A 26505-nucleotide genomic window follows, 5' to 3' on the forward strand; every position below is an offset into this window, starting at 1 on the left:
GGCAAGTGTAGACGCCCGCGTTTATTCGCGCTCGCCGACCTTCTTGGGCGCGGCTGGAACGTCCAGTGCGGGCAGGGCCCGGCGCGAGGTGGCGGGGGCGCTGGCGCGGCGCAGCTCCGCCAGTTCGGCCTCCCGGGCGGCGAGCTGGTCCTGCATCTTCTCCACGTGGGCCTGGAGGACCTCCATCTCCGCGGCCATCTCCAGCACGTCCTCCGGGGGCGGAGGGGTGGCGGACTTCGCCTCCTCCAGGGCCTGGAGCAGGGTCGCGCGTTCGGTCTCCAGCGCTTCCAGGCGGGCCTGCTGCTCACGGATCCGGGTGGAGAGCTGGTCGCGTTCCGCGCGCTCGGTGTCCAACAGGCGCGCGGCGTCCGCGGCGGCGGTCTCCAGGGAGTTGGTGCGGCCCTCCAGGCGGACACGGGCGGCGCGGGCGACGGTCAGGTCCGACTGGAGGCGCTCGCGTTCGGAGTCCGCGCGGCGGGCGTGGGCCTCGGCGTCCGCGGCGGCCTGGGTCAGGGCGGCGACGCGGGACTCCAGCGCGGCCTGTTCGGTCCGCGCGTTCTCGAGCGCCGTGGCGAGCCGGGCCTCCATGGCGGCGAGGGATTCGCGGGTCTGTTCGGCGGATTGAGCGAGGCGCGCTTCGAGCTCGGCCTGCTCCGTGGCGGCGCGCGTCTGGGCTTCCGAGAGAGAGGCGTCACGCTCGGCGTTCGCGGAGTCCGCTTGAGCGGCGAGGTCCACGATGCGGGCTTCGAGTTCGGCGCGCTCCGCGGCGGCGCGGGCGGTGAGGTCCGCGAGCCGGGCTTCGATGGCGGACTTCTCCTCGCGGGCCTGTTCGGTGAGCTCCGCGAGCCGGGCTTCGAGGTCCGACCGGTCCGTGCCCGCCTGCGCGGTGGCCTCCGCGAGCCGTACTTCCAGTTCGGCCTTCTCCGTGGCGGCCTGGGCGAGCGTTTCGGCGAGGCGTGCTTCGAGCTCCGCCTTCTCCGTCCCGGAGGCCGCGAGGAACTCGTTGAGGCGCGTCTCCAGCTCGGCCTTCTCTGCTTCGGCGCTTGCGAGGCGCTCGTTGAAGCGCGTCTCCAGTTCGGTCTTCTCCAGGCCGGCGCGCGCGAGCGCTTCGTTGAGGCGCAGCTCCAGCGTGGCCTTGTCCGAGCCGGCGCTGGTGAGCGCTTCGGTCAGGCGCAGCTCCAGGTCGGCCTGCTCCGTGCCGGCCTGGGCGGTGGCCTCCGCGAGCCGGGCTTCCAGGTCGGTCCGCTCCCGCTCCGCGCGCGCGGTGAGCTCCGCGAGCTGGGCTTCCAGGGTGGCGGTGCGCTCGTTCCCGGTCTGGACGGTCTCCGTGAGCCGGGCCGCTTCCGAGCGCGCGGTTTCCAGTTCCGCGCGCAGGCCTTCCAGCGAAGCCTCCAGGGTCGTGGCCTTGCCCGCGAAACGGCGCGCGGTTTCAAGCTGCACCACGAGCACTTCCGCGTGCTCGCGCGTCGCGGCCAACCGGTCGCTGGCGTCCACCAACTCCGCTTCCAGCCGGCCGACCTGCTGACTCCGCTCATGCAGCGCGGCGTGAGCCCGTTGCAGCTCGGAGCCCAGACGCATCAGCTCCTGATGCGCGGCGCCCAACCGGGCTGTCTCCGCGCGCAGGGCCGTCAGCTCTTGCTCCTTCAGTCCCAGCTGCGCGCGCAGGTCGTCCAGGTCCTGCTGCTGCCGCTCGGTCCGCGAGAGCGCGCCTTCCAGCTGCGCTTCCATGGAGACCCGCAGGGCACTGGCCTCGCGCAGCTCCTGTTCGCGCGCGGTCAGGGACTCTGAGAGACGCGCCGCCCGGGCTTCGGACTCGCGCGCCGCGTCCTGCGACTGCGAGCCCTCCGCGAGCCGGGCCTCCGCCTGCGCGAGCGAATCCTCCAGCGCGCTGAGGTTCGAGGTCTCCGCTGCGAGCCGGAACTCCACCTCCGTCAGGGAGGCTTCCAGTCCGACACGGCGAGACGTCTCGGAGGACGCAAGCTTCTCCGCGTCCGCCAGGGCCTGTTCCAGGGTGGCGAGGCGGGACCGAGCCTCCGTCAAGGAAGCTTCCAGTTCGGAGCGGCGAGCGGCCTCGGCGGCAATCGTGGACTCCGCCGTGGCGATGGACGCTTCCAGTTCGGAACGGCGGGTGGACTCCGCGGCCTGTCGGACGTCGCCCTCCGAGAGCGATGCTTCAAGCTCGGCACGCCGCGCGGATTCCGCAGCCTGCCGCGACTCCGCTTCCGCGAGCGCCGCTTCCAGTTCAGCCCGCCGCGTGGACTCCGAGGCCTGCTTGGCCTCCACCTCCGCGAGCGCAGCTTCCAGCTCGGCACGTCGCGTGCACTCAGAGGTCTGCCTGGCCTCGGCTTCCGCGAGCGCTGCCTCCAGCTCGGCACGTCTCGTGGACTCAGAGGTCTGCTTGGCCTCGGCTTCCGCGAGCGCTGCCTCCAGCTCGGCACGTCGCGTCGTTTCGGCAGCTTGCCGAGCCTCGGTCTCCGCGAGCGCCGCTTCCAGCTCAGCACGTCGCGTCGTTTCGGCAGCCTGCCGAGCCTCGGTCTCCGCGAGCGCCGCTTCCAGCTCGGCACGCCGCGTGGACTCCGAGACAAGCCGGGCCTCGGCTTCCGCGAGCGTCCGCGCCAACGACGCATGGCGCTCGGTCTCCGTGGTCTGCCGGGAATCCGCCTCCGCCAGGGTCTGCTCCAGCGAAGTCAGGCGCGCGGCATCCTCGGCGTGGCGGGCCTCCGCCTGCGCGAGCGAATCCTCCAGCGCGGCCCGCTGCGAAGTCGCTGCGGCATGCCTTGCCTCGGCCTCCGACAGAGCCTGCTCAAGCGAGGTCCCTCGCGCGGCCTCGGTCGCGAGGCGGGCCTCCGCGTCCGCGAGGGCCTGCTGCATCTCGGGGAGACGGGCGGCCTCCTCGGCGAAGCGGGACTCGGTGTCCGACAGCGACGCTTCCAGTTCGGCGTGGCGGGCTTCGGCTTCCGTGAGCCGTGCCTGGACAGCGGCCCGTGCCTGCTCCGCTTCGGACAGGCGCTCACGCAAGGTCTCCAGCTCCGAGCGGAGCGCAGTCTCCTGCGTGCGCGCCTCATCCAGCGAGGACAGCGCTTCGACCTCGGACCGCCGAGCCTCGGTGAGCTCCGCGCGCAGCTCTCGCACGGTCGCATCCAGGGCCGCCTGCGATTGCTTCGCCGCCTCCAGCTCCCGGGCGTAACCACGCGCCTCGTCTTCCGACGCCGCGAGGGACTGCCTCAGCTCCTGCAACGCGGCTTCGTTCGTGCGCTGCGCTTCGGAGAAGGTGGCCTGGACCTCCGTCAGGGTCTGCCGCGTCTGCTCGAAGGCGGCCTCGGTGGACATCCGCGCGGCACGCGCCGCCGACAGCTCTGTCTCGAGCTGGGTCCGGGACTCCTGCGCCGAAGCGGAGTCCTGCTGGAGCTGGGCGAACGACGTCTCCAACCGGGCCCGCTGCGCGCGCTCCTCCTCCAGGACCGTGCGCGCCACGCCCAGCGCGGCATCCAGCCTCAGCCGGTCCGCTTCCAGTGCGCTCTGCGTCTCGTTCCACGAGGACTCGGAACCCTCCAGCCGGGCACGAAGGGCCCGCTCCGCGTCGAGCGACTCCTGAAGGTTCGCAAGCGCCACCTGCGCGCGGGCCTGCTGCTCGCGCTCCGACAGCAACTGCGCCTGGGTATCGGCGAGCAACGCCTCCCAGCGAGCCCCCCGCTCCTGCTCATTGATCAGGGACTCCCGGGCCGCGTCGAACTCCGCCTGCACCGAGGCCCGGGCCTTCTGCTCCCGAGCCAGGTCCTCCTGGATGAGTGCCGCCAGGGCTTCCGAGTCGGTCAGCTCCTGCCGCAGCGAGCGGAGCGTTGCCTCCAGCTCCGTGTTCCGCGCCTCGGCGGCCTCGCGAGCCTGGTTCGACTCCGCGAGCCGGGCCCCGTGTTCCCACACCTCACGGGCCAGGGTGTCCCGGGCCTCGGAACGGACCTGTTCAACCGCAACCTCGAGGGCTTCGGTGGCACGAGCTTCCGCCGCCGCGAGCCGGGCTTCCGCCTCCGCGCGCACGTTGGCGAGCACCTGCTCCGTCTGGCCGCTCGATTCAGCACGGGCTTCAGCGAGCACCGTGGCCGAGCGGGCTTCGACTTCGGCACGCACCTCCGCGAGCATCCGCGCGGCACGGAGTTCGGCTTCCTCCAACTGCCGGACCCGCTCGGCCTCGGACTCGGCGCGGGCTTCGGCCAGCGCCTGGGCCCGTTCGGCCTCCGCCTCGGCACGCACTTCCGCCAGGGCCTGCGCGGTCCGAGCCTCGACATCCGCCAGTTGCCGGCTCCGCTGAGCCGAGGCCGTGGCACGGACCTCGGTGAGCGCCTGCTCGCGCCGGCTCTCCGCCTCCGCCAGGGCCGCGGCCCGTTCAGCAGCGGCGTCCGCGACCGCCTTCGCCACCCGAGCATCCGCTTCAGCCCGCGCTTCAGCCACAGCCCGCTCGACACGGGCATCCGCTTCAGCCCGAGCCGCCTCCAGAGCCTGGGCAGCGTCCGCGACGGCGCGCTCGACACGGGCATCCGCTTCAGCCCGAGCCGCCGCCAGAGCCTGGGCAGCGTCCGCGACGGCGCGCTCAACACGAGCATCCGTTTCGGCCCGAGCCGCCGCCAGAGCCTGGGCAGCGTCCGCGACGGCACGCTCGACACGGGCATCCGCGTCGGACCGGACCGCATCCAGCGCCTGAGCCGACTCCACGGCTGCGCGCTCGACACGGGCATCCGCATCCGCCCGAGCCGCCTCCAGCGCCTGAGCCGCTTCGCGAGCCTCCGCCAGCGCACGCTCGACACGGGTGTCCGCGTCGGACCGGTTCGCCTCCAGCGCCTGGGCCGCCTCGCGAGCCTCCGCCACCGCACGTTCGACACGGGCATCCGCGTCGGACCGGGCGGACTCCAGCGCCTCGGCGAGCCGGGCCTCCGCGTCAGCTCGGGCCTCCTCCAATGCTTGCGCGAGGCGGGCCTCCGCCTGCTCACGGGCCTCCTCCAGCTCGAGCTCCGCGAGCGCCCGCTCCTCCTCCACCGCCTTCGCGAGCCGCGCCTCTTCCAGCTCGCGAGCCTCCGCCAGCGCGCGCTCCTGCCGCGAATCCGCGTCGGAGTGCGCGGCGGCCAGCGCGTTCGTCACCCGGTCATCGGCCTCGGCGCGAGCCTGGGCCAGCGCCTCCTCCAGCCGTGCCTGCGCCTGCCCCCGCTCCGCGTCGATGGCCTGGACAAGCGCGGCCTCGACACGGACGCGCTCCGTCTCCGCCGCCGCCAGCCGCTGCCCCGCCACGTGCTGCGCGGACTCGACGCGCTTCTGCTCCGCCTCCAGCGACTCCAGCCGCAGCCCGGCCGCGTGAAGCTCCTCCTCCAACCGCGCCGCCAGCGCCCGGGCCGCCGACTCCGACTGCGCGCGGCCCTCCAGCTCCTGCCGCAGCCGCTCTTCCGCCGCGCGCGCGCTGGCGAGCTCCGTCTCCAGACCGCGCTGCAACGCCTCGCGCTCCGCGAGCCGTCCTTCCGCGTCCTTGCGAGCCCCTTCGGCGGAGTGCATCCGCTGCTGGGCCTCGGCGAGCTCCCGGCGAGCCCGGGCCAGCTCCGCGTCCTTCACCGGAACCGCGTCGCCCGCCGTCCGCGCCGACTCCTGCGCGCGCGCCAGCTCCGCCTTCAGGTGCTCCACCGCCGCGAGCGCCGTCGAGTACTGCTCCGCGATGCGCAGCTCCCGCTCGCGAGCCGCCTCCGCCTGACGGCGCTTGTCCTCCGCCCCGTCCTGCGCGCGCTCCGCCGCCAGCCGGTCCCGCTCCCGGTCGATGCGCAGCGAGCCCAGCTCATCCTGCAGCGCGCGCAGCTCCGTGTACGCCTGCGTCAGCCGCTCGCGAGCCTCGTCCAGCGTCGCCGCCGTCTCCTCGCGCCGCGCCCGCTCCAGCCGCAGCGTCTCCTGCGCGGCCAGCACCTGCACGCCCGCGTCCGCCTGCGCGCGCTGCGCCGCCTCCACCTCCAGGCGCTGCGCCGCCAGCCGCCGGTCCGCGTCCGCGATCCGCTCCGTCGCGACCTGCAACTCCAGCTCACGGCGCCGCAGCCGGCTGCTCAGGTCATCCCGCTCGCGCGCGGACTCCACCGTGCCCCGGGCCTGCTCCAGCTGCGCGGTCAGCCGCGCCATGTCCTGCCGGGCGCCCTCCAGCGCCGGCTTGAGCGCCACGACCTCCGCCTCGCGGTCGCCAATCTCCGCGCGGAGCTTCGACACCGCTTCCTTCAGCCGCCCCGCCCGCTCCTCCCACGTCTTCGCCCGGGCCGCGACCTCGTCCAGCTTGCCGCGCGTGAAGGCCAGCGGCTCCGGCGGCAGCTGCACCCACGTGGGGTCCACCACCCGCGCCGGCTCCAGGCCCGCCATCACCACGAAGTACGCCGCCTCGCTGTGCCGCACGAGCGAGCCGTCCACCTGCAGCCCCTCGCCCCGCTCGAACGCGAGCTGGTAGCCCAGCACCGGCGACTGCGTGGCCACCTCCACATGGGGGAAATGCGCGGTCAGCGCGTCCAGCAACTGCCCATACGTGGGCGGCACCGTCTCTTCCGGCTCCAGCAACTGGGGCAGCGCCAGCCCCGCGATGTTGCGCAGGCCGCCCACCAGGAAGCCCTGCCGGGCCACCAGCCGCGCCAGCTCCGCCAACAGCTCCGGCGCGCGCACGTAGGGCGCCAGGTCCGTCACCAGCACCAGGTCGAAGCTGCCAGCCTCCAGGTCGTCATAGACGTTGGCGCGAAAGCGGACCTGCGGGTGCGCGTGGGCCTTCTGCGCCGCCTCCACCGCGGCCACGTCCGCGTCGCACGCCACCACGGTGCGAGCGCCCCGCTCCACCAGGAAGCGCGCGCTCTCGCCGCCCGTGGACGCCACGGCGTCGACCTCGAGCACACGTCGGCGCGCGAACAGGCTCTCCGCGAAGATGTAGCGGGGCAGCAGTTCGCTGGGCCCCATGCGACGAAAGGTGGATTGCAAATGATGTTCCCGGCGGGGTGCAAACTGTAGCGTTGGAGTCCCAGAAGACCCAATTTCAGGTTTCGACCCTCACGGGCCCACGCCCGTCCGACCGGAGAGCAGGCGACATGACCACCCATTCACCGCAGGGATTCGGCTACCGGGCCCGCCGCACCTTCACCCGGCTCGTCGTCTTCCTCGTCATCCTGGGCCTGGGTGGCGGCGTCGTCTTCCTCCTGGGCCAGCTCAACGCCCGCACCTTCACCGTCGTGCAGGAGAACGGCGAGCTGGTGGTGATGAAGGGCCGCGCCATGCCCACCGGCGCCGCCGCCTACCGCCCCGGAGACCCGCGCCTCGCGGACGCCTACGCCCCCCTCCCCCTGGAGGGCCAGGACGTCACCCTGCTGACGCAGCAGAAGTTCACCGACCGGGACGACCTGGACCGCGCCCTCTTCCCCCTCCTGGAGACCCTGGCCCGCCCGCGCATCGCGTCCGGCGAGCCCGCCAAGGTGGAGCGCGGCCTCTATTACCTGCGCCGCGCGGAGAAGCTCGCCGGCATCACGGAGGAGCAGCGCAGAAGCCTCCAGTCCATGCTGACCGACGTCGCCTTCTACCAGGCGCGCCAGAAGCTGGAGGACGCCCGCCGCCTCGTGTCCGAAGGCCTGGCCCAGCTCAAGCTCGCCGCGGAGTCGGAGAACCGCCACGCCCGCGCCGCCAACCAGATGCTCACCACCGTGGGCCCCACCGCCCGCGACCTGGAGGAGGCCCTGCGCCGCGCCGTCCACAGCGAGAGCGCCCCGGACAACAGCCCTGTAGCACCGGCGCCCCGCCAGCCCGCCCCGTCACCCGCCGGTGACGCGTCTGGAACGCCTCCGTCCGCCGCCCCAACCCCCGACGCGGGCGCCACGCCCTGATCTCCAGGGGTTGGGTGACCCCATGAAAAAGACGGTCCCGGACGGGCTTTTCCGGCCATGTAAATGTCGGCCGGAAGACGCCCCAAAGTGCGTCGACAAGTGATCATAGATTGCAATGATCGATCCGACCCTCCGGGCAGGTTTACACAGGATCTAGCGTTGACACACCGGGGTACCCCCCATAGCTTGGGTGCCGTCGAGCGCTTCCCCCCATGCCCAGGGGGAAGCCCCTGGAACCCGGAGGCGGCGTGGATTTCTTGCTGAAGACCCACTTCCGCCGTACACACAACTACATGTCGGGCCGCTGTCGCCAGGCCCGCGGGTTCTGATCGGAAGTTCTTCCCTTTCATCACCGGAGCCGTCACCCACGGGGTCAGTCCGCCCCGGTGGCTCCGCTTTGCCTTGTCCTGGAAGTGAGACGCCCGTGACCGTCCAGACGCCCTTCAAGCCGAACGCCGTCGCCTCGCCGCCCCCCGACTCCGCCGCCGTGGCGCCCGCCACGCAGGCCCCGTCGGCTCCCGGCGACTTCACCACCACCATGCGGGTGAAGAAGCGCAACGGCACGGCGGAGCCGGTGGACCTCAACAAGATCGTCCGCGCGGTGGGCAAGTCCTGCGTGGGCCTGTCGCGCGTGGACGTGATGCGCGTGGCCACCAAGACCATCAGCGGCCTGTATGACGGCGCCACCACGCGCGAGCTGGACAGCCTGTCCATCCAGACCGCCGCCGCCCTCATCGTGGAGGAGCCCGAGTACGCCCGGCTCTCCGCGCGCCTGCTCTCCACCTTCATCCAGAAGGAGGTCAGCAATCAGGACATCCAGTCCTTCAGCCAGTCCGTCGCCGCCGGCCACAAGCACGGCCTCATCGCGGACCGCCTGCTCACCTTCGTCCAGGCCAACGCGCGCAAGCTCAACGCCGCCATCGACCCGGTCCGCAACGACCTGTTCGAGTACTTCGGCCTGCGCACCGTCTATGACCGCTACCTGCTCAAGAACCCGCAGACGCGCGAGGTGATTGAGACGCCGCAGGACTTCTTCCTGCGCGTGGCGTGCGCCCTGTCCGGCGACAACGCGCGCGAGGCCATCGAGCTCTACCGCCTGTTCAGCTCGCTGGAGTACCTCCCGTCCTCCCCCACCCTGTTCAACTCCGGCACGCGCCACGAGCAGCTCTCCAGCTGCTTCCTGCTGGACTCGCCGGCGGACGAGCTGGACGCCATCTACAAGAAGTACTCGGACATCGCGATGCTGTCGAAGTTCAGCGGCGGCATCGGCGTGGCGTACCACCGCGTGCGCGCGCGGGGGTCGCTGATCAAGTCCACCAACGGCCACTCCAACGGCATCGTCCCGTGGCTCAAGACGCTGGACGCGTCCGTGGCGGCGGTGAACCAGGGCGGCAAGCGCAAGGGCGCGTGCTGCGTGTACCTGGAGACGTGGCACGCGGACATCGAGGACTTCCTCGAGCTGCGCGACAACACCGGCGACGAGGCCCGCCGCGCCCACAACCTGAACCTGGCCAACTGGGTGCCGGACCTCTTCATGCGCCGCGTGGAGGCCGACCAGGAGTGGAGCCTCTTCGACCCGAAGACGACGCCCCACCTCACCGACCTCTTCGGCGACGCCTTCGAGAAGGCCTACGTCGAAGCCGAAGCGCAGGGCCAGTCCGTGCGCAAGGTGAAGGCGCGCGACCTGTACGCGCGGATGATGAAGGTGCTGGCCCAGACGGGCAACGGCTGGATGACCTTCAAGGACATCTGCAACCGCAAGAGCAACCAGACCGGCCAGCCGGGCAACGTCATCCACCTGTCCAACCTGTGCACCGAGATCCTGGAGGTCACGAGCCAGGGTGAGACGGCGGTGTGCAACCTGGGCTCGCTCAACCTGGGCCGCATGGTGAAGGACGGGAAGTTCGACTTCGACCTGCTGCGCTCCAACGCGATGCTCGCGCTCAAGCAGTTGGACCGCGTCATCGACCTCAACTACTACCCCATCCCCACCGCCGCGGACTCCAACCGCCGCTGGCGCCCGGTGGGCCTGGGCCTGATGGGCCTCCAGGACGTCTTCTTCCAGCTGCGCCTGCCCTTCGACTCCGTGGAGGCGCGCAACCTGTCCAAGAAGATTTCGGAGGAGATCTACTACGCGGCGCTCGTCACCTCCTCCGACCTGGCGGAGCAGTTCGGCGCGCACCCGTCCTTCCCGGAGACGCGCGCGGCCAAGGGCGAGCTCCAGTTCGACAGCTGGGGCATCGTCCCGGAGGACACGCTGCGCTGGGACGCGCTGCGCTCGCGCATCATGAAGGTGGGCCTGCGCAACTCGCTGATGATCGCCATCGCGCCCACGGCCACCATCGCGTCCATCGCCGGCTGCTACGAGTGCATCGAGCCGCAGGTGTCCAACCTCTTCAAGCGCGAGACGCTGTCCGGTGACTTCCTCCAGGTGAACCGCTACCTGGTGCGCGACCTGCAGCAGCTGGGCCTCTGGAACGAGAACACCCGCAACCGCATCAAGCTGGCCGAAGGCAGCGTGCAGGACCTCACGGAGCTGCCCGAGGAGCTGCGCGCCATCTACCGCACCGCGTGGGAGATCCCCATGCGCTCGCTGCTGGACATGGGCGCGGACCGCGGCGCCTTCATCGACCAGAGCCAGTCGCTCAACCTCTTCGTGGAGACGCCCAACATCGGGAAGCTGTCCTCCATGTACTTCTACGCGTGGCAGAAGGGGCTGAAGACCACGTATTACATGCGCTCGCGCCCGGCGACCCGCATCGCCAAGGCCACCGTGGGCCAGGGCGGCCCGACGATGACGGCCGCCCCCACGCCCGCGCCGCAGACGGTGACCGCGGAGGCGGAAGCGGTGGCGTGCTCGCTGGAAAACCCCGAGGCGTGCGAGGCGTGCCAGTAGCCCCTGGCCGTCCCCACCCCATTCGTTTTCGTCTGTAAGGGAGTGCCGAAGAAATGCTGCTCGATCCGGGAATGAACCTGACGCTGCGCCCCATGGCGTATCCCGTCTTCTTCGAGATGTACCGCAACGCCATCAAGAACACCTGGACGGTGGAGGAGATCGACTTCTCCACGGACCTGGTGGACCTGCGCTCGAAGATGACGGACGCGGAGCGTCACCTCATCCACCGGCTGGTGGCGTTCTTCGCCACGGGCGACTCCATCGTCGGCAACAACCTGGTGCTCAACCTCTACAAGCACCTGAACGCGCCCGAAGCGCGCATGTACCTGTCGCGCCAGCTGTACGAAGAGGCCCTGCACGTCCAGTTCTACCTGACGCTGCTGGACACCTACGTGCCCGACCCGGCCGAGCGCGCCAAGGCCTTCGCGGCGGTGGACAACATCCCGTCCATCCAGCGCAAGGCGCGCTTCTGCATGAAGTGGATGGACAGCATCCAGGCGCTGGATCAGGTCCGCTCCAAGTCGGACCGCCGCCAGTTCCTCCTGAACCTCATCTGCTTCGCGGGCTGCATTGAAGGCCTCTTCTTCTTCGCGGCCTTCGCATACGTGTACTTCCTGCGCAGCAAGGGGCTGCTCAACGGCCTGGCCGCGGGCACCAACTGGGTGTTCCGCGACGAGTCCGCCCACATGGCCTTCGCCTTCGAGGCCATCAAGACCGCGCGCAAGGAGGAGCCGGACCTCTTCGACGCGGGCCTGGAGAAGGACGTCGTGCAGATGATGCGCGACGCGGTGGAGTGCGAGACGCAGTTCGCCCAGGACCTCTTGAGCGGCGGCGTGATGGGCCTGTCCGTGCAGGAGATGCGCGGCTACCTGGAGTACGTGGCCGACCAGCGCCTCCAGATGCTGGGCATGGCCCCCATCTTCCACACCAAGAACCCGCTGCACTTCATGGACCTGCAGGACGTGCAGGAGCTCACCAACTTCTTCGAGCGCCGCGTGTCGTCCTACCAGGTCGCCGTGGGCGTGGGCGCCGCCAACGACGTCGTCTTCGACGCCGCCTTCTAAAGCCCCCTCCCCTGCTTCACCCACTCGAGGCCGTGCCCCGCGACAGCAGCGAGGCACGGCCTTCGTGCTTCAGACGGGGCGCTCCACGTCGCGCCGGCCCACCACGCGCTCGCGGCGCTCCTCCTCCGTCGCCTGCTCCGCGCGCGCGGCGGAGATCTGCACCGCCGGGCGGTTCACCAGCCGGTACACCGCGGACGCGAAGGCCGCCCCCAAGAGCGGCGCGATGATGAACAGCCACAGCTGGCGCAGGGCGTCCCCTCCGGCGAAGAGCGCCGGGCCCAGGCTGCGCGCCGGGTTCACCGACGTGTTGGTGACGGGGATGCCCACCAGGTGGATGAGCGTCAGCACCAGGCCAATGGCCAGGCCCGCGAAGCCCACCGGCGCGCGCGAGTCCGTGGCCCCCAGCACCGTCAGCACCAGCAGGAAGGTGAGCGCGACCTCCGTGAGGAAGGCCGCCCCGCCGCCATAGCCCTCCGGCGACGCCGCCCCGTAGCCGTTGCTGCCCAGGCCCTCCGCGCCCGCGGAGTAGCCGCCCGGCGCGCCCTTCGCGATGAGCAGCACCACGCCCGCCGCGACGATGGCGCCCACGCACTGCGCGATGACGTAGCCAGCCACGTGCCGCTTGTCGAACTTGCCCGCCATCAAGAGGCCCACCGTCACGGCCGGGTTCACGTGGCAGCCGGAGATGGGGCCCACCGTGTAGACCATGGCCAGGAGTGACAGCCCGAAGGCGAAGGCCACGCCCAGGAAGCCGATGCGGTCGCCCGCCAGCACCGCCGCCCCGACGCCGCCGAGCACCAGCACGAACGTGCCGACGGCCTCCGCCAGGTACTTCTGCATTGCGTCCCCTCCCGCTGCCGCCGACCGCGGGGGGGCCCTCACGTTCCCGTCTCGCATGCTCAAGCCTCCTTGAGGTGTCCAGAGGAGAGGCTGTGCATGCGTGCGCCCCGGAACGCGCGAAGGCCCTGCCCACGGCCGCCGTGCGGCGCGTGAGCGGGGCCCTCGAAGACTCAAGGCCCCCACCCCGGAGGGAGGGGTGCCCGAGCCCATCAGGCGCTTCTCAGACGTGCTTCCAGATGCCGATGAACGGCAGGTTCCGGTACTTCTCGCCGTAGTCCAGGCCGTACCCGACCACGAACTTGTCGTCGATGACGAAGCCCTTGTAGTCGATGTCCACCTTCGTCTTGGCCCGCGCGGGCTTCTCCAGGAGCGAGCAGATCTTCACCGACGCCGGGTGGCGCGCCCGGAGGTTCTCCAGGAGGAAGCTCATGGTGAGCCCCGTGTCGATGATGTCCTCGATGATGAGCAGGTGCTTGCCCGCCATCGGCTTGGACACGTCCGTGGTGATGCGCACCTCGCCCGTGGACTCCGTGCCGCCGTGGTAGCTGGCCACGCCCAGGAACTCGAGCGTCAGCGGCAAATCAATGGCCCGCGCCAGGTCGATGGCGAAGAACGCGGAGCCCTTGAGCACGCAGATGAGCGTCAGCTCCTTGCCCTGGTAGTCGCGGGTAATCTGCGCGCCCAGCTCCTTCACGCGCGCCTGCACGGCCTCCTCGGAGATGAGGACGCCGACATCCTTCTCGTGGAACGTCGTCACCGGGTGCTCCCTCTACACGTAGGCGTTGTTCATGATCTCCCCGAAGCCGCCGCCGCCGGGGACGATGTATTGCCGGTCATCCAACCCCCGCTCCTTCTCCCAGAGCAGGCCCGGCGCGGTGCCGAACACCTCCGGCGGGGACAGGCCGCGGTCCAGACGGAGCGCGTAGATGATGACGTCCGGGTGCTCCGTCGTCATCCGGCGCAGGTACTCCGGCGTGACGATGAGGTTGAGCGTGATGATGCGCCGGGCCTTCCCGGGCACCCGCGTCTTGTACAGCTGGATGGCCGTGGCCAAGCTGCCGCCCGTGGCCCCCATGGGGTCCGGGAACAGCACGAACGCGTCGTCCACGTCCCCGCCAATCTTCGCGCCGCCAATCTCCGAACCCACCACCGCCTGGGCCGCGTCGATCATCCGGCTCATGATGATGTGGTCCTGGCGCACCAGGGACGGGTCCACCGTGAAGTTGAGCAGGTCGTACGTCACCTGCGACGGCAGCGTGCCCGCGCGCGCGATGTTCACCGTCACCACGCGCAGCTGCGGGTCCACCACCTCGCCCTGGTAGATGCCCAGGGGCGTGGAGTCGATCATGCGCGTGGGAATCGTGACCATCTTGCGCGGGAACTCCGCGTTGATGACCGTCTTCACCAGGTCCGTGTAGAGCTGCTCCACCAGCCGGTTGATCTGCGGCTGCAGCGTGCCCTTGGCGCACAGCGTGGCCAGCTGGGAGAGGAGAAACGGATTTCCCACCAGGTGGACGTTGGGCCCATAGTGGTGGGCCATCTCGTTCAACTTGAAGGGCACGTTCGCGTAGAGGGTGTCGCGCATCGGATGGAGCTCCCGCGCCGGTGATGGCGGCGTGCGGCGTTCAGTCGAACAGCTTCAGCGTCTGCGGAGGGCTCGCCTCCGCGGGTTCCGCCACGTGACACTTGCGGCAGCGCGGCTCGTAGGCCCCCGCCGCGCCCACCACCACCCGCTCCTCGCTGCCAATGATGCGCTGCGAACGGTTGGCCGGGTTCCCGCACACCGCGCAGATGGCCAGCTCCTTCGTCACGTACTCCGCCACCGCCATCAGCTGCGGCATCGGTTCGAAGGGGCGCCCCTGGTAGTCCTGGTCCAGGCCCGCGCAGATGACGCGCATGCCCCGCTGGGCGAGCGCCTCGCACACCTGCACCACCTCACCGCCCAGGAACTGCACCTCGTCGATGCCCACCACCTGCGTGTCGGCGGACAGGTGCCGGAAAATTTCTTCAGCCCTTTCGATGGGCAGGGACGTCAATTTCAACTGGCTGTGGCTGACCACCTGCGTGTCGTCGTAGCGCGTGTCGATGCGCGGCTTGAACACGCGCACCTTCTGCCGGCCGTACAGCGCGCGCTTGACGCGGCGGATCAACTCCTCCGTCTTGCCGGAGAACATCGATCCGCAGATGACCTCTATCCACCCGATATCTTTGGGGAATTGATGCAATGGGCACTCGTCGGGGTGTCGCTGGGCGGGGCCAATCTCCGCGACCCACCCCTTCCCGTCAATTTCGTTTCCAGCCCGGCAAGCCCCCCGTCCGTGCCGCCTGCCCGGCTGCTTCCCGGAAGTCCCGCAAAGCCCTGGCAAGGGATTTGAATAGCCCTGACCCCAGGTACCAGGACGGGAACCTTGGGGGTGGGGCGTGGCGGCGACGGCGAACGAGGTGCAGACGGGCGGTTGGGCGCAGCAGGCTTCTTTCTACATGTCACCGGCGTCGGTGGCGCTGCTGATGCTGAACCTGCTGGACGGGCTCTTCACCCTGCTCTTCCTGCAACTGGGGGTGGCGGAGGAGCTCAACCCGGTGATGCGCGTGGCGTACGAGCAGTCACCGCTGCTCTTCATGTTCTCCAAGCTGCTCATCGTGAACGCGGGGCTGTGCCTGCTGTGCCTGCACCGCCGGCTCAAGGCCAGCCGCTTCGCCATCCGCGCGGGCGCCATCGTCTACGCCATCATCGTGGTCTACCACCTGGCCTTCCTGGCCCACCTGGTGAGTCATTGGCCCTTCGGGGCATGACGGCTGGAGGACCAGTGAACGGTCCCCGGCGCGACAGGTAGGGGGCGCTTGCTTTTCACCTTCAGTCTGTCCCAGGCTTCCCCGTAGCTCCGGCCTTCCAGGTTCGGGGGGGGACCATGAACATCACCGACGTCCGGGTGTTTCCGGTCGAAGAGGACAAGCTCAAGGCGTACGTCACCATCACCCTGGATCACTGCTTCGTCGTGCGCGACCTGAAGGTGATCCACGGCTCCACCGGGCTCTTCATCGCGATGCCCGCGAAAAAACGGAAGGACGGGACCTACAAGGACATCGCCCATCCGTTGAACGCGGACACGCGAAGCCAGATGGAGCGGGTCATCCTCATCGAGTACGAGAAACACCTTCACCAGGCGCAGAACGGGACGCTCGGTTCCGTGGCGGCTGAACTCGACTAACGAACTTCCATTCGGGGCGCTCACGGGTTAGTCAGCGCCCCCATGCAGCCGTCGCGTGACTTCAAGGTGTTCGCCGGGAACTCCAACCCGGCGTTGGCGCATCGCATCTGCGAATACCTCCAGCGGCCCCTGGGCAAGGCGGTAGTGGACACGTTCTCCGACGGGGAGATCCACGTCGAGATCGGCGAGAACGTCCGCGGACAGGATGTCTTCATCGTCCAGTCCACGTGCCCGCCGACGAACCACCACCTGATGGAGCTGCTCATCATGTGCGACGCCCTCAAGCGGGCGAGCGCCGGCTCCATCACCGCGGTGATGCCCTACTACGGCTACGCGCGGCAGGACCGGAAGGTGGCGGCCCGCACGCCCATCACCGCGAAGCTGGTGGCGGACATGCTGGAGGTCGCGGGCGTCAACCGGGTGGTGTCCATGGACATGCACGCCGGGCAGATCCAGGGCTTCTTCAACATGCCCTCGGATCACCTCTACGGCTCGCCGGTGTTCCTGGAGGACATCCGCAAGCGCTTCCCGGAGTCGAGCGAGCTGGTCATCGTCAGCCCGGACGCCGGCGGCGTGGAGCGCGCGCGCGCCTACTCCAAGCGGCTGAACACGGGGCTGGCCATCATCGACAAGCGCCGCCCGCGCCCCAACGCCTCGGAGGTGATGAACCTCATTGGCGACGTGAAGGGCAAGGACGCCATCCTGGTGGACGACATGGTGGACACCGCGGGCACGCTCGCCCAGGCGGCGCTCGCGCTGAAGGACAAGGGCGCGCGCCGGGTGCTCGCGTACGCGGTGCACCCCATCCTGTCCGGCCCCGCCATCCAGCGCATCACCGACTCCGTCCTGGAGGAGGTCGTCTTCACGGACACGGTGCCGCTGGCGGCCAACGCAAAGGCCTGCCCGAAGATCCGCGCCCTGCAGACGGACGCCCTCTTCGGCGAGGCCATCGCGCGCATCCACCGCGCGGACTCGCTGAGCTCGCTGTTCGTCTGAGCAGAACAGCCGCCGGGTAGCAGGGCGGCTTGACGAAGGACCCCGGGGGCTGGCATGTCCGGCCCCCTCCACCGGTTCCATGGGCCATCACAACGGCCCGGGCGCCGTCTTCGGGGCCCACCATGGGGGTGGGATGCCGAGGGCGCCCAGACGCCGGTGAACACCGCGGTACCCACCGAAAAGAGAGCCTTCCATGGCCACCGACAAGAGCACCCTCGAAGCGCAGGCCCGTGACAACTCCGGCAAGGGCGTTGCCCGCCGCCTGCGCGCCGCTGGCCAGGTCCCCGCCGTCGTCTACGGAAAGCACCTGAAGGCGCCGCTGCACATCTCCGTGGACCCCAAGGCCATCCGCGTCGCCATCAACACCCCGCACAAGCTGAACACGCTCATCCAGCTGAAGCTGGCGGGCAACGAGCAGCAGGTCCTCCTGAAGGACTACCAGATGGATCCGCTCACCCGCGACATCCTGCACGCGGACTTCATCGCCGTGAGCGAGAAGGAGCAGGTCAAGGTGAACATCCCCGTGGTGCTCACCGGCAAGGCCGTGGGCGTGGCGGACGGCGGTCTGCTCACCCAGGTGCGCCGCAACCTGGAGGTCTGGGCGCTCCCCGGCGCCATCCCGCTCCAGATTGAAGTGGACGTCACCAACCTGAAGATCGCGGAAGCCCTCCACGTGAACGACGTGAAGCTCCCCGAGGGCGTGTCCGTGAAGACGCACGTCAACTACACCATCGCGACCATCGCCGCGCCGGAAGCGGCGGAGGCGGCTCCGGCGGCGGCCGCTGCTGCCGCGGCCCCCGCGGCGGGCAAGGCGGGCGACGCGAAGGCGGGCGACGCGAAGGCCCCCGCGGCGGCCGCGGCCAAGGCCCCGGCGAAGAAGTAGTCCTCTTCCGCCGTTCAGTGTCTCTTCGCGGGGCGGGCCTCTTCCAGGGCCTGCCCCGCTGTCTTTTTCCGGGGTGTGGGCCCTTCAAGCCCCCACCCTCCTTGGGAGCCGTCCATGAAGCTCATCTGCGGGCTGGGCAACCCCGGGCGCGAGTACGAGCGCCACCGCCACAACGTCGGCTTCATGGTGGTGGACGCGCTGTTGTCACGCGCCCGCGCGGAGCTCACCCAGGACAAGTTCCAGGCGCGGGTGGGCCAGGGGAGCCTGGGCGGCGAGCGCATCCTCTTCGTGGAGCCGCAGACGTACATGAACCTGTCCGGCCGCTCCGTGGCGGAGGCCGCGCGCTTCTACAAGATCGCGGTGCAGGACGTGCTCGTGGTGCACGACGAGTTGGACCTGCCCTTCGGGCGGCTGCAGCTCAAGGCGGGCGGCGGCGCGGGCGGGCACAACGGGCTCAAGAGCATGGTGCAGTGCCTGGGCGAGGACGCCTTCATCCGCGTGCGGGTGGGCATTGGCAAGCCAGAAGGGCCCAACGCCAAGGAGCGCGTGGCGGGCTACGTCCTGTCCAACTTCGACGACGGCGAGCGCCGGCAGTTGGAGGAGCTCATCGGCAAGGCGGCGGACATGGCGGAGAGCTGGGTGCGCGACGGGCTGTCCACGGCGATGAACCGCCACAACCGCCGGGCCTGAAGCGCCCGGACCTCCGGCGCTCGGCCGCCTGCCCCCCTGCCTTCGCTTGACTTTCCGCAAGGGGTCCTCTTAGAAGCCCCTTCCCCCGGAGTGCGTCCCACGCTTCTTCCGGTGGATGTTCTTTCAAAGCTTCCCGTGTTCACGCACGGGCCAAGGCGCGACGGTGACGGGCGCGCGAGAGGATTTCCCGTCCCCGGTGGTGGCCTTCGAGGGCCTCCGGCCGTTTCCCCGCTCCCCGGATGGTCCGGGGGGCACTCGACCCCAAGGGGAGAGAAACATGGCAGAGACGCAGGCCGCCAAGCGGCTTCGTGAGTACGAGACCATCTTCCTGGTCAAGCCGGACGTGACCGACGACAACGTGGACAAGCTCAAGGAGCGCGTCCGCGGCATCGTTTCGCGTGAGGGCGGCAAGGTCCTCCGCTTCACGGTGTGGGGGAAGAAGAAGACCCTGTTCCCCGTGGCCAAGCAGCCCCGCGCCATCTACGTCCACACGAGCTTCCTGGGTGACGGCAAGCTGGTGGCGGAGATCGAGCGCAACCTGCGCAACATCGACGACGTGACGCGCTACATCTCCGTGAAGATCGCGGACGAGGTGGATCCCGAGTCGCGTCCGGTGCTCGAGGACCTCAAGCTGGCCGGCGACGTCGAGGAGACCCGTCCGGGCGCTCCCGCCGAGCGCGAGGGTGGCTTCCGCGGCGAGACGCCTGAGTTCGCGGGTGGCGATTCGGAAGAGGAGTCCGCGGAGGAGGCTTGAGCCTCTGACGGGACCTTCACCCAACCTTCCAGGAAACGAGAACGTTCATGAGCAACGGCATGGATAGCAAGCAGGGCGCGGGCGCTTCCCGCGGCCCCGGTGGTGGCGGCGGCTACGGCGGCGGTTCGCGCGGTGGCGACCGTGGTGGTGATCGCGGCGGTGACCGCGACCGTGGTGGCGATCGCGGCGACCGCGGCGGTATGGGCGGCGACGACGACAAGCGCGGTGGTCGTGGCTTCGGCCGCAAGAAGGTCTGCCGGTTCTGCGCGGAGAAGAACGCGTCGGTGGACTTCAAGGACCAGGCGACGCTGAAGTACTTCGTCACCGAGCGCGGCAAGATCATCCCCCGCCGCATCTCCGGCAACTGCGCGAAGCACCAGCGTGAGGTGGCGGTGGCCATCAAGCGCGCCCGCGGCATCGCGCTCCTCCCCTACAACGCGGTGGTCGGCTAGTCGCCGGTCCGCAACACAGGAGACAGGAACATGAAGGTCATTCTGCGTGAGGACATCGACAACCTCGGCAAGTCCGGCGAGCTCGTCACGGTGAAGGACGGCTTCGGCCGTAACTTCCTGCTGCCGCGCAAGAAGGCGGTCCTGGCGAGCGAGCAGAACCTGCGTCAGCTGGAGCACGAGAAGTCCGTGCAGACGGCGCGCAACGCCAAGCTGAAGGGTGCTGCCGACGAGCAGGCCAAGAAGCTGGGCGCCGTCAAGGTCACCATCAAGCGCAAGGTGGGCGAGCAGGACAAGCTGTTCGGCTCCGTCACGGTGCTGGACATCGCCGAGGCGCTCGCGGCCCAGGGCCAGCAGGTGGATCGCCGCCAGCTGCACCTGGCCGACCCCATCAAGTCGCTGGGCAGCTACGACGTGGAGCTGCGCCTGCACCGCGAGGTGACGGCGAAGATCAAGGTCGACGTGGTGGCCGAGTAGTCCACCGCTTCACCTGAAGCGCTCCATCGCTTCAAGCAAGAGGGCCGTCCGGGCGACCGGGCGGCCCTTTTCGCGTCTCCAGCCTCCCGGCCCGTCCGGTTCGCGCCGCGGGCGGTCCGTTTCACGGCATCCGCGTGGAGCCAGGAGCGCGGACATGGGTACTTCAGCGGCGGACACCGTCAGGAGGTCCCCACCGCATGAGCGCCCCACTCCGCCCCGCCGCCGCGCACCACCCCGACCTGGACTGGCTCCGGGTGCTGGCCATCGTCATCCTGCACCTGTTCCACACCGGGATGATGTTCAACACCTGGGAGTGGCACATCAAGAGCCCCCAGGCGCTGCCGGTGCTGGAGCCCGTCATGGGCCTGCTGCACCTGGTGCGCATGCCGCTGTTGATGGTCATCTCCGGCGCGGGCACCGCGTTCGCGCTCCGGCGGCGCAGCCTGGGCGCGTTCACGAAGGACCGGACGAAGCGGCTGTTGTTGCCGCTGGTGTTCGGCATGTTCGTGGTGGTGCCGCCTCAAATCTACGTGGAGCGGCTGTTCCGGGGGCAGTTCCAGGGCAGCTACGCCGCGTTCTACCCGACGGTGTTCGAGTTCGTGCCCTACCCCGCGGGCAGCTTCAGCTGGCACCATCTGTGGTTCGTGGCCTACCTGTTCCACTACTGCCTGCTGGCCCTGCCCCTCTTCGCGCTGCTGCGCACGCAAGCGGGGGCGCGGTTCCTCGCGGGGGCGGACGCGTGGCTGTCGCGCGGGGTGAACGTGCTGTGGCTCGGGGTGCCGCTGGCGCTCAACCGGGTGCTCTTGCGCGACTTTCCGGAGACGCACGCGCTGTTCGATGATCCGCGCACGTTCATCCACTACGGCCTGCTGTTCCTCTACGGGCACCTGCTGGGCCGCTGCCCGGGCGTGTGGCAGCGGCTGGTGGCGCTGCGCCACGGGCTCCTGGCCCTGACGGTGGCGGCGATCATCGTGGAGGTGGTGTGGCCGTGGCCGGTGATGCCGGTGGTGCCCGCCATCGTGGGGGGCACGGTGCTCATCTGGAGCGGGGTGCTGACGGCGATGGCCTGGGCGCGGCACCACGTGCGCACGTCTCCCGCGTGGCTTCCGCGCGCGCAGGCGCTGTCCTATCCGTTCTACATCTTCCACCAGACGGTCATCGTCTGCGTGGGCTACCTGTGCCTGCGCCTGCCGGTGGGGCCCTGGGCCATGCTCCTCGCGGTGCTCACGCTGTCCTTCGCCGTCACGCTGGCGCTGTGTGAAGGCGTGTCCCGCGTGTCCTGGCTGCGTCCGCTCTTCGGCATGAAGCCCCGGGCCGCGCGTCCGGCCGTCCTCGCCTCGGAGGCCGTGGGGTGAGGGCCTGGGACGAGGCTGCATCCACGCGGTGGCGCTGGCCCCGGCCGCGGTTGCGTCCGGCACTGAAGCTCCTGGCGTTCGGGCTGGTGCTGGGCGTGTGGCAGGGCAGCGCGGTGCGGCTGATGCAGCTCATGCGGCCCCATCCGGGCCACTGGGCGCCGGCGTTCATCTGGGAGATGACCAGCGCGCTCGCCGTCACCATGCTGCTCCCCGTGCTGATGACGGCGGTGCTCAACGCGCCGTCGCCGCGTGTGGGCTGGGCGCGCTTCCTGGGCATCCACGCGGCGGCGTTCCTCGTCTTCACGTCGCTGCACATCGCGCTGATGGCGGGGCTGCGGCACGGCGTCTACGCGCTGCTGGAGCTGGGGGACTACGACCTGGGGCCTCCCGTGTACGCGCTCCCCATGGAGGCGCAGAAGGACCTCATCACCTACGGCCTCGGCTGCGCGGTCATCGCGCTCCTGTACGAGTGGCGGGAGCGGCAGGCCCGCGCGCTGCGCTCGGCGGAGCTGGAGGGGGAGCTGCGGGCCGCGCAGCTCCAGTCGCTCACGGGCCAGCTGCACCCGCACTTCCTCTTCAACGCGCTGCACACCATCGGGTCGGTGATGTACGAGGACCTGCCGCGCACGGACCGGCTCCTGAGCGACCTGGGCCAGCTGCTGCGCGCGAGCCTGGAGCGCACCGAGCCCACCTGGACGCTGGCCGAGGAGCGCGGGCACACCGAGCGCTTCGTCGCACTGCTCGCGGCGCGCTTCGGAGACCGCCTGGACGTGCGGTGGGACGTGGCGCCGGGCCTGGAGTCCCAGCGCGTGCCCTGCTTCGCGCTCCAGACGCTGGTGGAGAACGCGGTGAAGCACAACCAGGACCTGCGCGGCGCGCTGGAGGTGCGCATCCGCGCGCGTGCGGAAGCGGACCACTGGGCGCTGGAGGTGGAGGACACCGGGCGCGGCTTCGGGGCGCCCTCCCCTGCCTCCGGGCCCGGCGTGGGCCTGACGCAGTTGGAGCGCGTGCTCACGCTGCTGCATGGTGACCGCGCGCGCCTGGAGCGAGGTGCTGGCCCCGAGGGCGGCGCGCGCGTGACGGCGTGGCTGCCCCGCGAGAAGGCCCGGGTGGAGGCGTCATGAGGGCAACGCGCGTGAGGACGCGGACGCAACGGGAGCGCTGGGAGGTCACCTCATGACGGTGTTCCGCGTGCTGGTGGTGGACGATGAGGCGCCCGCTCGCGCGAAGGTGAAGCGCCTGCTGGCGGACGACGCGCGCTTCACCTGCGTGGGCGAGGCACAGGACGGGACGGAGGCGCTCGCGCGCATCGAGTCACTGCGGCCGGACCTGGTGGTGCTGGACGTGCAGATGCCCGGGCTCACCGGCTTCGAGGTCCTGGAGGCGCTCGGGCCGGACGCGTGTCCCGCGGTCATCTTCTCCACCGCCTACGAACGCTTCGCGCTCCAGGCCTTCGAGGCCCACGCGGCGGACTACCTCCTCAAGCCCTACGACGCCGGCCGCTTCACCCGGGCGCTCGACAAGGCCCATGCGCTCTTGAGCGCGGGCACGCACGGCTCCGCCGCGCTGGACGCCCTGCTCGCCACGGTGGCCAGGGCCCGCCCGGAGCGCCCCCTGGAGCGGCTGGTGGTGAAGGTGGGCGAGGGCTGGGTCCCCCTGCGCCTGGATACCGTCTGGCGCCTGTCGTCGGAGGACAAGTACGTGCGGCTCTTCACCGCCCAGGGCGAACACCTGGTGCGCCAGACGCTGCGGGCCCTGGAGGAGCGCCTGGACCCCACCCGCTTCGTGCGCGTGCACCGGAGCGACCTGGTGAACCTGGAGGCCGTGGCCCGGCTGGAGCCGTGGACCCATGGGGACGGCATCCTGGTGCTCAAGGACGGCTCCACGGTGATCCTCAGCCGCACCTACCGGGAGGCCTTCCTCCAGCAGTGGGGCGCCGCCGAATAGCCCGACGCGGCGGGTCGGTTCACCCGGAGGCCGGGCCCGGGTGCCACGGCGGGTCGCGGCATCCCTCCCGGACCTACCGGGTGCTACAGGTCTGTTGCCTGGAAACTGGACGTCCGCTGGAACGTGTCAGACGCTGCCTGTAGAGGTTCCAAGCAGCCATGCAGAACGTCCTGGACGGTAGGGAAGGACGGCGGGTCCACGAGGATCTCGCCGCGGAGCGTGCGGTGCTGGGCGCCGTGCTGGCGGACAACGGGCTCATCACGCCCGTGGCGGAGGTCGTCCACGCGGACGACTTCGCCAGCCCTTCGCACGCGCAGATCTTCGCCGCGATGATGCGGCTGGATCAGCAGAGCAAGCAGGTGGACCACCTGACGCTCGCGGAGGAGCTCAAGGTCCTGGGCCAGCTCGTCGCGGTGGGCGGCCCCGCGTACCTGATGGGCCTGGACCAGGTCGTCCCGCTGGCGGCCAACGCCGTCCAGTACGCCCACATCGTCAAGGACCAAGCGCTGCGCAGGCGCCTGGCCAACGTGGGCCGGGAAATTCAAGACCTCGCCAGCCAGGAGACGGGCGAGCTGGAGGTCCTGCTCGACGAGGCCGAGCGCAAGGTCTTCCTCCTCGCGGAGAAGAAGCGCGAAGGCGACCTGCGTCCGGTCAGCGAGCTGATGGAGCAGACGCTCGACCTGCTGGACAAGATGAAGACCGCGGCGACGGGCGTGACGGGCCTGTCCACGGGCTACATCGACCTGGACAACCAGCTGACCGGCCTGCACGCCGGTGAGCTCATCATCCTCGCGGCGCGTCCCGGCATCGGCAAGACGTCCTTCGCCATGAACATCGCGGTGCACGCGGCGCTGAAGGAGAACAAGGCCGTCGGCATCTTCAGCCTGGAAATGCCCGCGGATCAGCTCCTCATGCGTCTGCTCGCGTCCACCGCGCGCGTGGACATGAAGAAGCTGCGCGGCGGCCGGCTGTCCCCGCACGACGAGGAGAAGTTCCAGGAGATGGCGGGCGCCCTCTACAACGCGCCCATCTACATCGACGACTCCGGCGGCCTGTCCCCGTTCGACCTGCGCGCGAAGGCGCGGCGCGTGAAGCAGAAGGACCCGCGCCTGTCGCTCATCGTCATCGACTACCTCCAGCTGATGCACCAGAAGGGCAAGGTGGAGAGCCGCCAGTTGGAGGTCGCGGAAATCTCCCGCGCGCTCAAGCAGCTGGCCAAGGAGCTGGAGGTGCCCATCATCGCGCTCAGCCAGCTCAGCCGTAAGGTGGAGGAGCGCAAGGGCGGCAAGCCCATGCTGTCCGACCTGCGTGAGTCCGGCTCCATCGAGCAGGACGCCGACGTGGTGATGTTCATCCACCGTGAGACGGAGGAGGACGGCGAGGGAGGCGGTGGCGGAGGCGGCGGGGGTGGAGGCGGCGGGGGCGGAGGTGGCGGCGGCAACACGGTCATCCCCGTGGAGCTCATCGTCGCCAAGCAGCGTAACGGCCCCATCGGGTCCGTCGAGCTGGTGTTCCTCGCGGAGTACACGCGCTTCGAAAGCCGCGCCCGGAGCGAGTAGTCGCCGCGTCAGTCCCGGCCGGTGCGCAGGTAGCCCGTGACGTGCTCACGGGCCGCTCGCACCGCGGCCTCCGGGCCCGTGCCCCGGCCCAGCTCCGCCGCCAGCGCGGACGCCAGCCGGCAGCCCGTGCCCCGGCGCTCGGGGGGCCGCTTCAACCGGCGCCCCCGCATCACCACCGTGCGCCCGGCGTACGCCAGCACGTCCGCCAGCCCCTGCCCTTCCGGCAGGTGCCCGCCCTTCACCAGCACCGCGCCGAAGCCGCGCTGGCACAGGGCCTCCGCGGCCTCCTGGGCGTCCTCCACCGTGCCCAGCGCGGGCCGGCCCAGGAGCCACGCGGCCTCCTCCAGGTTCGGCGTCACCAGCACGCGCGGGCCCGCGAGCGCCAGGTAGTGCCGGGGCGTCAGCCGGGACAGCGCCTGCCCCCGGGACGAGCGCACCACCGGGTCCACCACCCACCACGCGTCCGCGTCCTTGAGCGCCGCCCTCGCCGTGGACAGCTGCGAAGGGCCGGGCACCACGCCCCACTTCACCGCGTGCAGGGGGCCCCACTCGCGCGCGGCCGTCACCTGCGCGGCCAGCATGCGCGGGGAGGCCGGCACCACCGCGAAGGTGTGCGAGCCCTGCGCCGTCTGGGCCGTGGGCACCGCCACCGCGTCGCCGCCGCGCGCCCGCACCGCGGCCACGTCCGCCAGCAGCCCGGCCCTGCCCGTGGGCTCCAGTCCCGCGAGCAGCAGGACCCGGGGCCTCACCGGCGGTGCTCTCGCGCCTTCTGCACCAGCGCCTTGTAGACGCCCAGGTGCACCGGGATGGTCGTCAGCATCAGCTCCGGGTGCCACTGCACGCCCAGCGCGAAGGTGTGCGCGGTGGACTCAATGGCCTCCACCACGCCGTCCGGCGACACCGCGCTCACCGTCACGTCCGTGCCCGGCTTGTTCACCGCCTGGTGGTGCGTGGAGTTCACCATCAGCTGCCCGTGCCCCACGGCCTCCGCCAGCAGCGTGCCGTTCTTCACCTCCACCGGGTGCTGCGGCTGGGTGCGGTCATGTTTCTGCTCGTGGTCCCGCGCGCCCGGAATCTCTTTCAGGATGTCCTGGAACAGCGTGCCGCCCAGCACCACGGCGAGCAGCTGCATGCCGCCGCACACGCCCAGCACCGGCAGGTTGCGCTTGAGCGCGCCGCGGATGAGCTGCGCCTCGAAGGCCGTGCGGCCTTCCTTCAGTGGCCCCATGCCTTCGCGGACCTCCTCGCCGTACGCGGACGGAGGGATGTCGAACGCACCGCCCGTCACCACCAGCCCGGACACCCGCTCCAGGTAGGCGTCCACGCAGGACGGGTCGTCGGTGTACGGCAGCACGAAGGGCAGGCCCCCCGCGCGCAGCACCGCCTCCGCGTAGGGCACCTTCAGCTCGTAGCGGGGGAAGGCGGAGTCGGCCGGCTGGGCCCAGTCCGGGCTGAGGCCGATGTTGGGACGGCGCGGCGTCGTCCCGTGATGACGCGGAGGCGGATGGTTCATGGTGGGGG

At 70.4% G+C, this 26505-nt stretch carries 22 protein-coding genes; 15 read left to right on the plus strand and 7 right to left on the minus strand.

Annotation, left to right across the window (positions count from 1 at the left end; translation table 11 throughout):
- Window positions 1–21: 21 nt before the first annotated feature.
- The gene (locus tag JYJ93_RS30715; protein WP_242543987.1) at window positions 22–6951 is read right to left on the minus strand and encodes a methyltransferase domain-containing protein; all 6930 of its coding nucleotides are present in this window, start codon (window positions 6949–6951) and stop codon (window positions 22–24) included.
- A 128-nt stretch (window positions 6952–7079) separates the two neighbouring features.
- Here JYJ93_RS30715 and JYJ93_RS30720 point away from each other — a divergent pair, with 128 nt between their 5' ends.
- The 3 genes from JYJ93_RS30720 (at window position 7080) to JYJ93_RS30730 (ending at window position 11825) form a co-directional block, all read left to right on the plus strand.
- Entirely contained in the window at window positions 7080–7865 is a 786-nt protein-coding gene (locus tag JYJ93_RS30720; protein WP_206798120.1) for an IF-2 protein, read from the plus strand.
- A 538-nt stretch (window positions 7866–8403) separates the two neighbouring features.
- On the plus strand, window positions 8404–10761 hold the full coding sequence (locus JYJ93_RS30725; protein ID WP_206800544.1) for a ribonucleoside-diphosphate reductase subunit alpha: 2358 nt from the start codon (window positions 8404–8406) through the stop codon (window positions 10759–10761).
- A 53-nt stretch (window positions 10762–10814) separates the two neighbouring features.
- Window positions 10815–11825 carry a ribonucleotide-diphosphate reductase subunit beta gene (locus JYJ93_RS30730; protein WP_206798121.1) on the plus strand — a complete coding sequence of 337 codons (1011 nt, stop codon included), beginning with the start codon at window positions 10815–10817 and terminating at the stop codon, window positions 11823–11825.
- A gap of 69 nt (window positions 11826–11894) precedes the next feature.
- Here JYJ93_RS30730 and aqpZ read toward each other — a convergent pair whose 3' ends face one another.
- The 4 genes from aqpZ to JYJ93_RS30750 all read right to left on the minus strand — a co-directional run bounded on the left by aqpZ (window position 11895) and on the right by JYJ93_RS30750 (window position 14890).
- Window positions 11895–12665, minus strand: coding sequence for an aquaporin Z (aqpZ, locus tag JYJ93_RS30735; RefSeq protein WP_242543988.1), 771 nt, complete (start codon window positions 12663–12665; stop codon window positions 11895–11897).
- Window positions 12666–12885: 220 nt separating this feature from the next.
- On the minus strand, window positions 12886–13422 hold the full coding sequence (gene hpt, locus JYJ93_RS30740; protein ID WP_206798123.1) for a hypoxanthine phosphoribosyltransferase: 537 nt from the start codon (window positions 13420–13422) through the stop codon (window positions 12886–12888).
- 12 nt (window positions 13423–13434) lie between these two features.
- A complete protein-coding gene (locus JYJ93_RS30745; protein WP_206798124.1) occupies window positions 13435–14250 on the minus strand; it encodes a uracil phosphoribosyltransferase in 816 nt (271 codons plus the stop codon).
- 40 nt (window positions 14251–14290) lie between these two features.
- The gene (locus tag JYJ93_RS30750) at window positions 14291–14890 is read right to left on the minus strand and encodes a thymidine kinase (protein WP_206798125.1); all 600 of its coding nucleotides are present in this window, start codon (window positions 14888–14890) and stop codon (window positions 14291–14293) included.
- 196 nt (window positions 14891–15086) lie between these two features.
- On the opposite strand from JYJ93_RS30750, the gene JYJ93_RS30755 reads away from it, so the two are divergent.
- The 12 genes from JYJ93_RS30755 to dnaB all read left to right on the plus strand — a co-directional run bounded on the left by JYJ93_RS30755 (window position 15087) and on the right by dnaB (window position 24984).
- Entirely contained in the window at window positions 15087–15458 is a 372-nt protein-coding gene (locus JYJ93_RS30755) for a DUF5658 family protein (protein ID WP_206798126.1), read from the plus strand.
- 116 nt (window positions 15459–15574) lie between these two features.
- A complete protein-coding gene (gene spoVG, locus JYJ93_RS30760) occupies window positions 15575–15874 on the plus strand; it encodes a septation regulator SpoVG (RefSeq protein WP_206798127.1) in 300 nt (99 codons plus the stop codon).
- 42 nt (window positions 15875–15916) lie between these two features.
- On the plus strand, window positions 15917–16870 hold the full coding sequence (locus tag JYJ93_RS30765; protein ID WP_206798128.1) for a ribose-phosphate pyrophosphokinase: 954 nt from the start codon (window positions 15917–15919) through the stop codon (window positions 16868–16870).
- A gap of 193 nt (window positions 16871–17063) precedes the next feature.
- Window positions 17064–17753: a 50S ribosomal protein L25/general stress protein Ctc gene (locus JYJ93_RS30770; RefSeq protein ID WP_206798129.1), complete on the plus strand. Its 690-nt coding sequence runs from the start codon at window positions 17064–17066 to the stop codon at window positions 17751–17753.
- Window positions 17754–17867: 114 nt separating this feature from the next.
- The gene (pth, locus tag JYJ93_RS30775; protein WP_206798130.1) at window positions 17868–18443 is read left to right on the plus strand and encodes an aminoacyl-tRNA hydrolase; all 576 of its coding nucleotides are present in this window, start codon (window positions 17868–17870) and stop codon (window positions 18441–18443) included.
- A gap of 277 nt (window positions 18444–18720) precedes the next feature.
- Complete coding sequence (gene rpsF / locus JYJ93_RS30780; protein ID WP_206798131.1) at window positions 18721–19197, plus strand: 30S ribosomal protein S6; 477 nt, start codon at window positions 18721–18723, stop codon at window positions 19195–19197.
- Window positions 19198–19244: 47 nt separating this feature from the next.
- A complete protein-coding gene (rpsR, locus tag JYJ93_RS30785; RefSeq protein WP_014395239.1) occupies window positions 19245–19649 on the plus strand; it encodes a 30S ribosomal protein S18 in 405 nt (134 codons plus the stop codon).
- A gap of 30 nt (window positions 19650–19679) precedes the next feature.
- Complete coding sequence (rplI, locus tag JYJ93_RS30790) at window positions 19680–20123, plus strand: 50S ribosomal protein L9 (protein WP_206798132.1); 444 nt, start codon at window positions 19680–19682, stop codon at window positions 20121–20123.
- Window positions 20124–20320: 197 nt separating this feature from the next.
- Window positions 20321–21478: an acyltransferase gene (locus tag JYJ93_RS30795; RefSeq protein ID WP_206798133.1), complete on the plus strand. Its 1158-nt coding sequence runs from the start codon at window positions 20321–20323 to the stop codon at window positions 21476–21478.
- A 50-nt stretch (window positions 21479–21528) separates the two neighbouring features.
- On the plus strand, window positions 21529–22602 hold the full coding sequence (locus tag JYJ93_RS30800; protein WP_242543990.1) for a histidine kinase: 1074 nt from the start codon (window positions 21529–21531) through the stop codon (window positions 22600–22602).
- A gap of 52 nt (window positions 22603–22654) precedes the next feature.
- Complete coding sequence (locus JYJ93_RS30805) at window positions 22655–23425, plus strand: LytTR family DNA-binding domain-containing protein (RefSeq protein WP_206798135.1); 771 nt, start codon at window positions 22655–22657, stop codon at window positions 23423–23425.
- Between the two features lie 158 nt (window positions 23426–23583).
- Window positions 23584–24984 carry a replicative DNA helicase gene (gene dnaB / locus JYJ93_RS30810; RefSeq protein ID WP_206798136.1) on the plus strand — a complete coding sequence of 467 codons (1401 nt, stop codon included), beginning with the start codon at window positions 23584–23586 and terminating at the stop codon, window positions 24982–24984.
- Window positions 24985–24992: 8 nt separating this feature from the next.
- On the opposite strand, the gene JYJ93_RS30815 is transcribed toward dnaB, so the two are convergent.
- Both JYJ93_RS30815 and JYJ93_RS30820 read right to left on the minus strand, forming a co-directional pair.
- Window positions 24993–25733 (minus strand): bifunctional hydroxymethylpyrimidine kinase/phosphomethylpyrimidine kinase, encoded by a 741-nt coding sequence (locus JYJ93_RS30815; RefSeq protein WP_206798137.1) that lies wholly within the window; start codon window positions 25731–25733, stop codon window positions 24993–24995.
- Window positions 25730–26497 (minus strand): gamma-glutamyl-gamma-aminobutyrate hydrolase family protein, encoded by a 768-nt coding sequence (locus JYJ93_RS30820; RefSeq protein WP_206798138.1) that lies wholly within the window; start codon window positions 26495–26497, stop codon window positions 25730–25732. Before JYJ93_RS30820 ends, JYJ93_RS30815 begins: the two co-directional genes overlap by 4 nt.
- Between the last annotated feature and the right edge of the window lie 8 nt (window positions 26498–26505).

This window comes from Corallococcus sp. NCSPR001, assembly GCF_017309135.1.
Lineage (GTDB): Bacteria > Myxococcota > Myxococcia > Myxococcales > Myxococcaceae > Corallococcus.

Bases quoted from the DNA above. Each gene is read 5' to 3' on its own strand.
- JYJ93_RS30715 (WP_242543987.1), bottom strand. From the start codon at position 6,951: ATGGGGCCCAGCGAACTGCTGCCCCGCTACATCTTCGCGGAGAGCCTG.
- JYJ93_RS30720 (WP_206798120.1), top strand. From the start codon at position 7,080: ATGACCACCCATTCACCGCAGGGATTCGGCTACCGGGCCCGCCGCACC.
- JYJ93_RS30725 (WP_206800544.1), top strand. From the start codon at position 8,404: ATGCGGGTGAAGAAGCGCAACGGCACGGCGGAGCCGGTGGACCTCAAC.
- JYJ93_RS30730 (WP_206798121.1), top strand. From the start codon at position 10,815: ATGCTGCTCGATCCGGGAATGAACCTGACGCTGCGCCCCATGGCGTAT.
- aqpZ (WP_242543988.1), bottom strand. From the start codon at position 12,665: ATGCAGAAGTACCTGGCGGAGGCCGTCGGCACGTTCGTGCTGGTGCTC.
- JYJ93_RS30745 (WP_206798124.1), bottom strand. From the start codon at position 14,250: ATGCGCGACACCCTCTACGCGAACGTGCCCTTCAAGTTGAACGAGATG.
- spoVG (WP_206798127.1), top strand. From the start codon at position 15,575: ATGAACATCACCGACGTCCGGGTGTTTCCGGTCGAAGAGGACAAGCTC.
- JYJ93_RS30765 (WP_206798128.1), top strand. From the start codon at position 15,917: ATGCAGCCGTCGCGTGACTTCAAGGTGTTCGCCGGGAACTCCAACCCG.
- JYJ93_RS30770 (WP_206798129.1), top strand. From the start codon at position 17,064: ATGGCCACCGACAAGAGCACCCTCGAAGCGCAGGCCCGTGACAACTCC.
- pth (WP_206798130.1), top strand. From the start codon at position 17,868: ATGAAGCTCATCTGCGGGCTGGGCAACCCCGGGCGCGAGTACGAGCGC.
- rpsF (WP_206798131.1), top strand. From the start codon at position 18,721: ATGGCAGAGACGCAGGCCGCCAAGCGGCTTCGTGAGTACGAGACCATC.
- rpsR (WP_014395239.1), top strand. From the start codon at position 19,245: ATGAGCAACGGCATGGATAGCAAGCAGGGCGCGGGCGCTTCCCGCGGC.
- rplI (WP_206798132.1), top strand. From the start codon at position 19,680: ATGAAGGTCATTCTGCGTGAGGACATCGACAACCTCGGCAAGTCCGGC.
- JYJ93_RS30795 (WP_206798133.1), top strand. From the start codon at position 20,321: ATGAGCGCCCCACTCCGCCCCGCCGCCGCGCACCACCCCGACCTGGAC.
- JYJ93_RS30805 (WP_206798135.1), top strand. From the start codon at position 22,655: ATGACGGTGTTCCGCGTGCTGGTGGTGGACGATGAGGCGCCCGCTCGC.
- dnaB (WP_206798136.1), top strand. From the start codon at position 23,584: ATGCAGAACGTCCTGGACGGTAGGGAAGGACGGCGGGTCCACGAGGAT.
- JYJ93_RS30820 (WP_206798138.1), bottom strand. From the start codon at position 26,497: ATGAACCATCCGCCTCCGCGTCATCACGGGACGACGCCGCGCCGTCCC.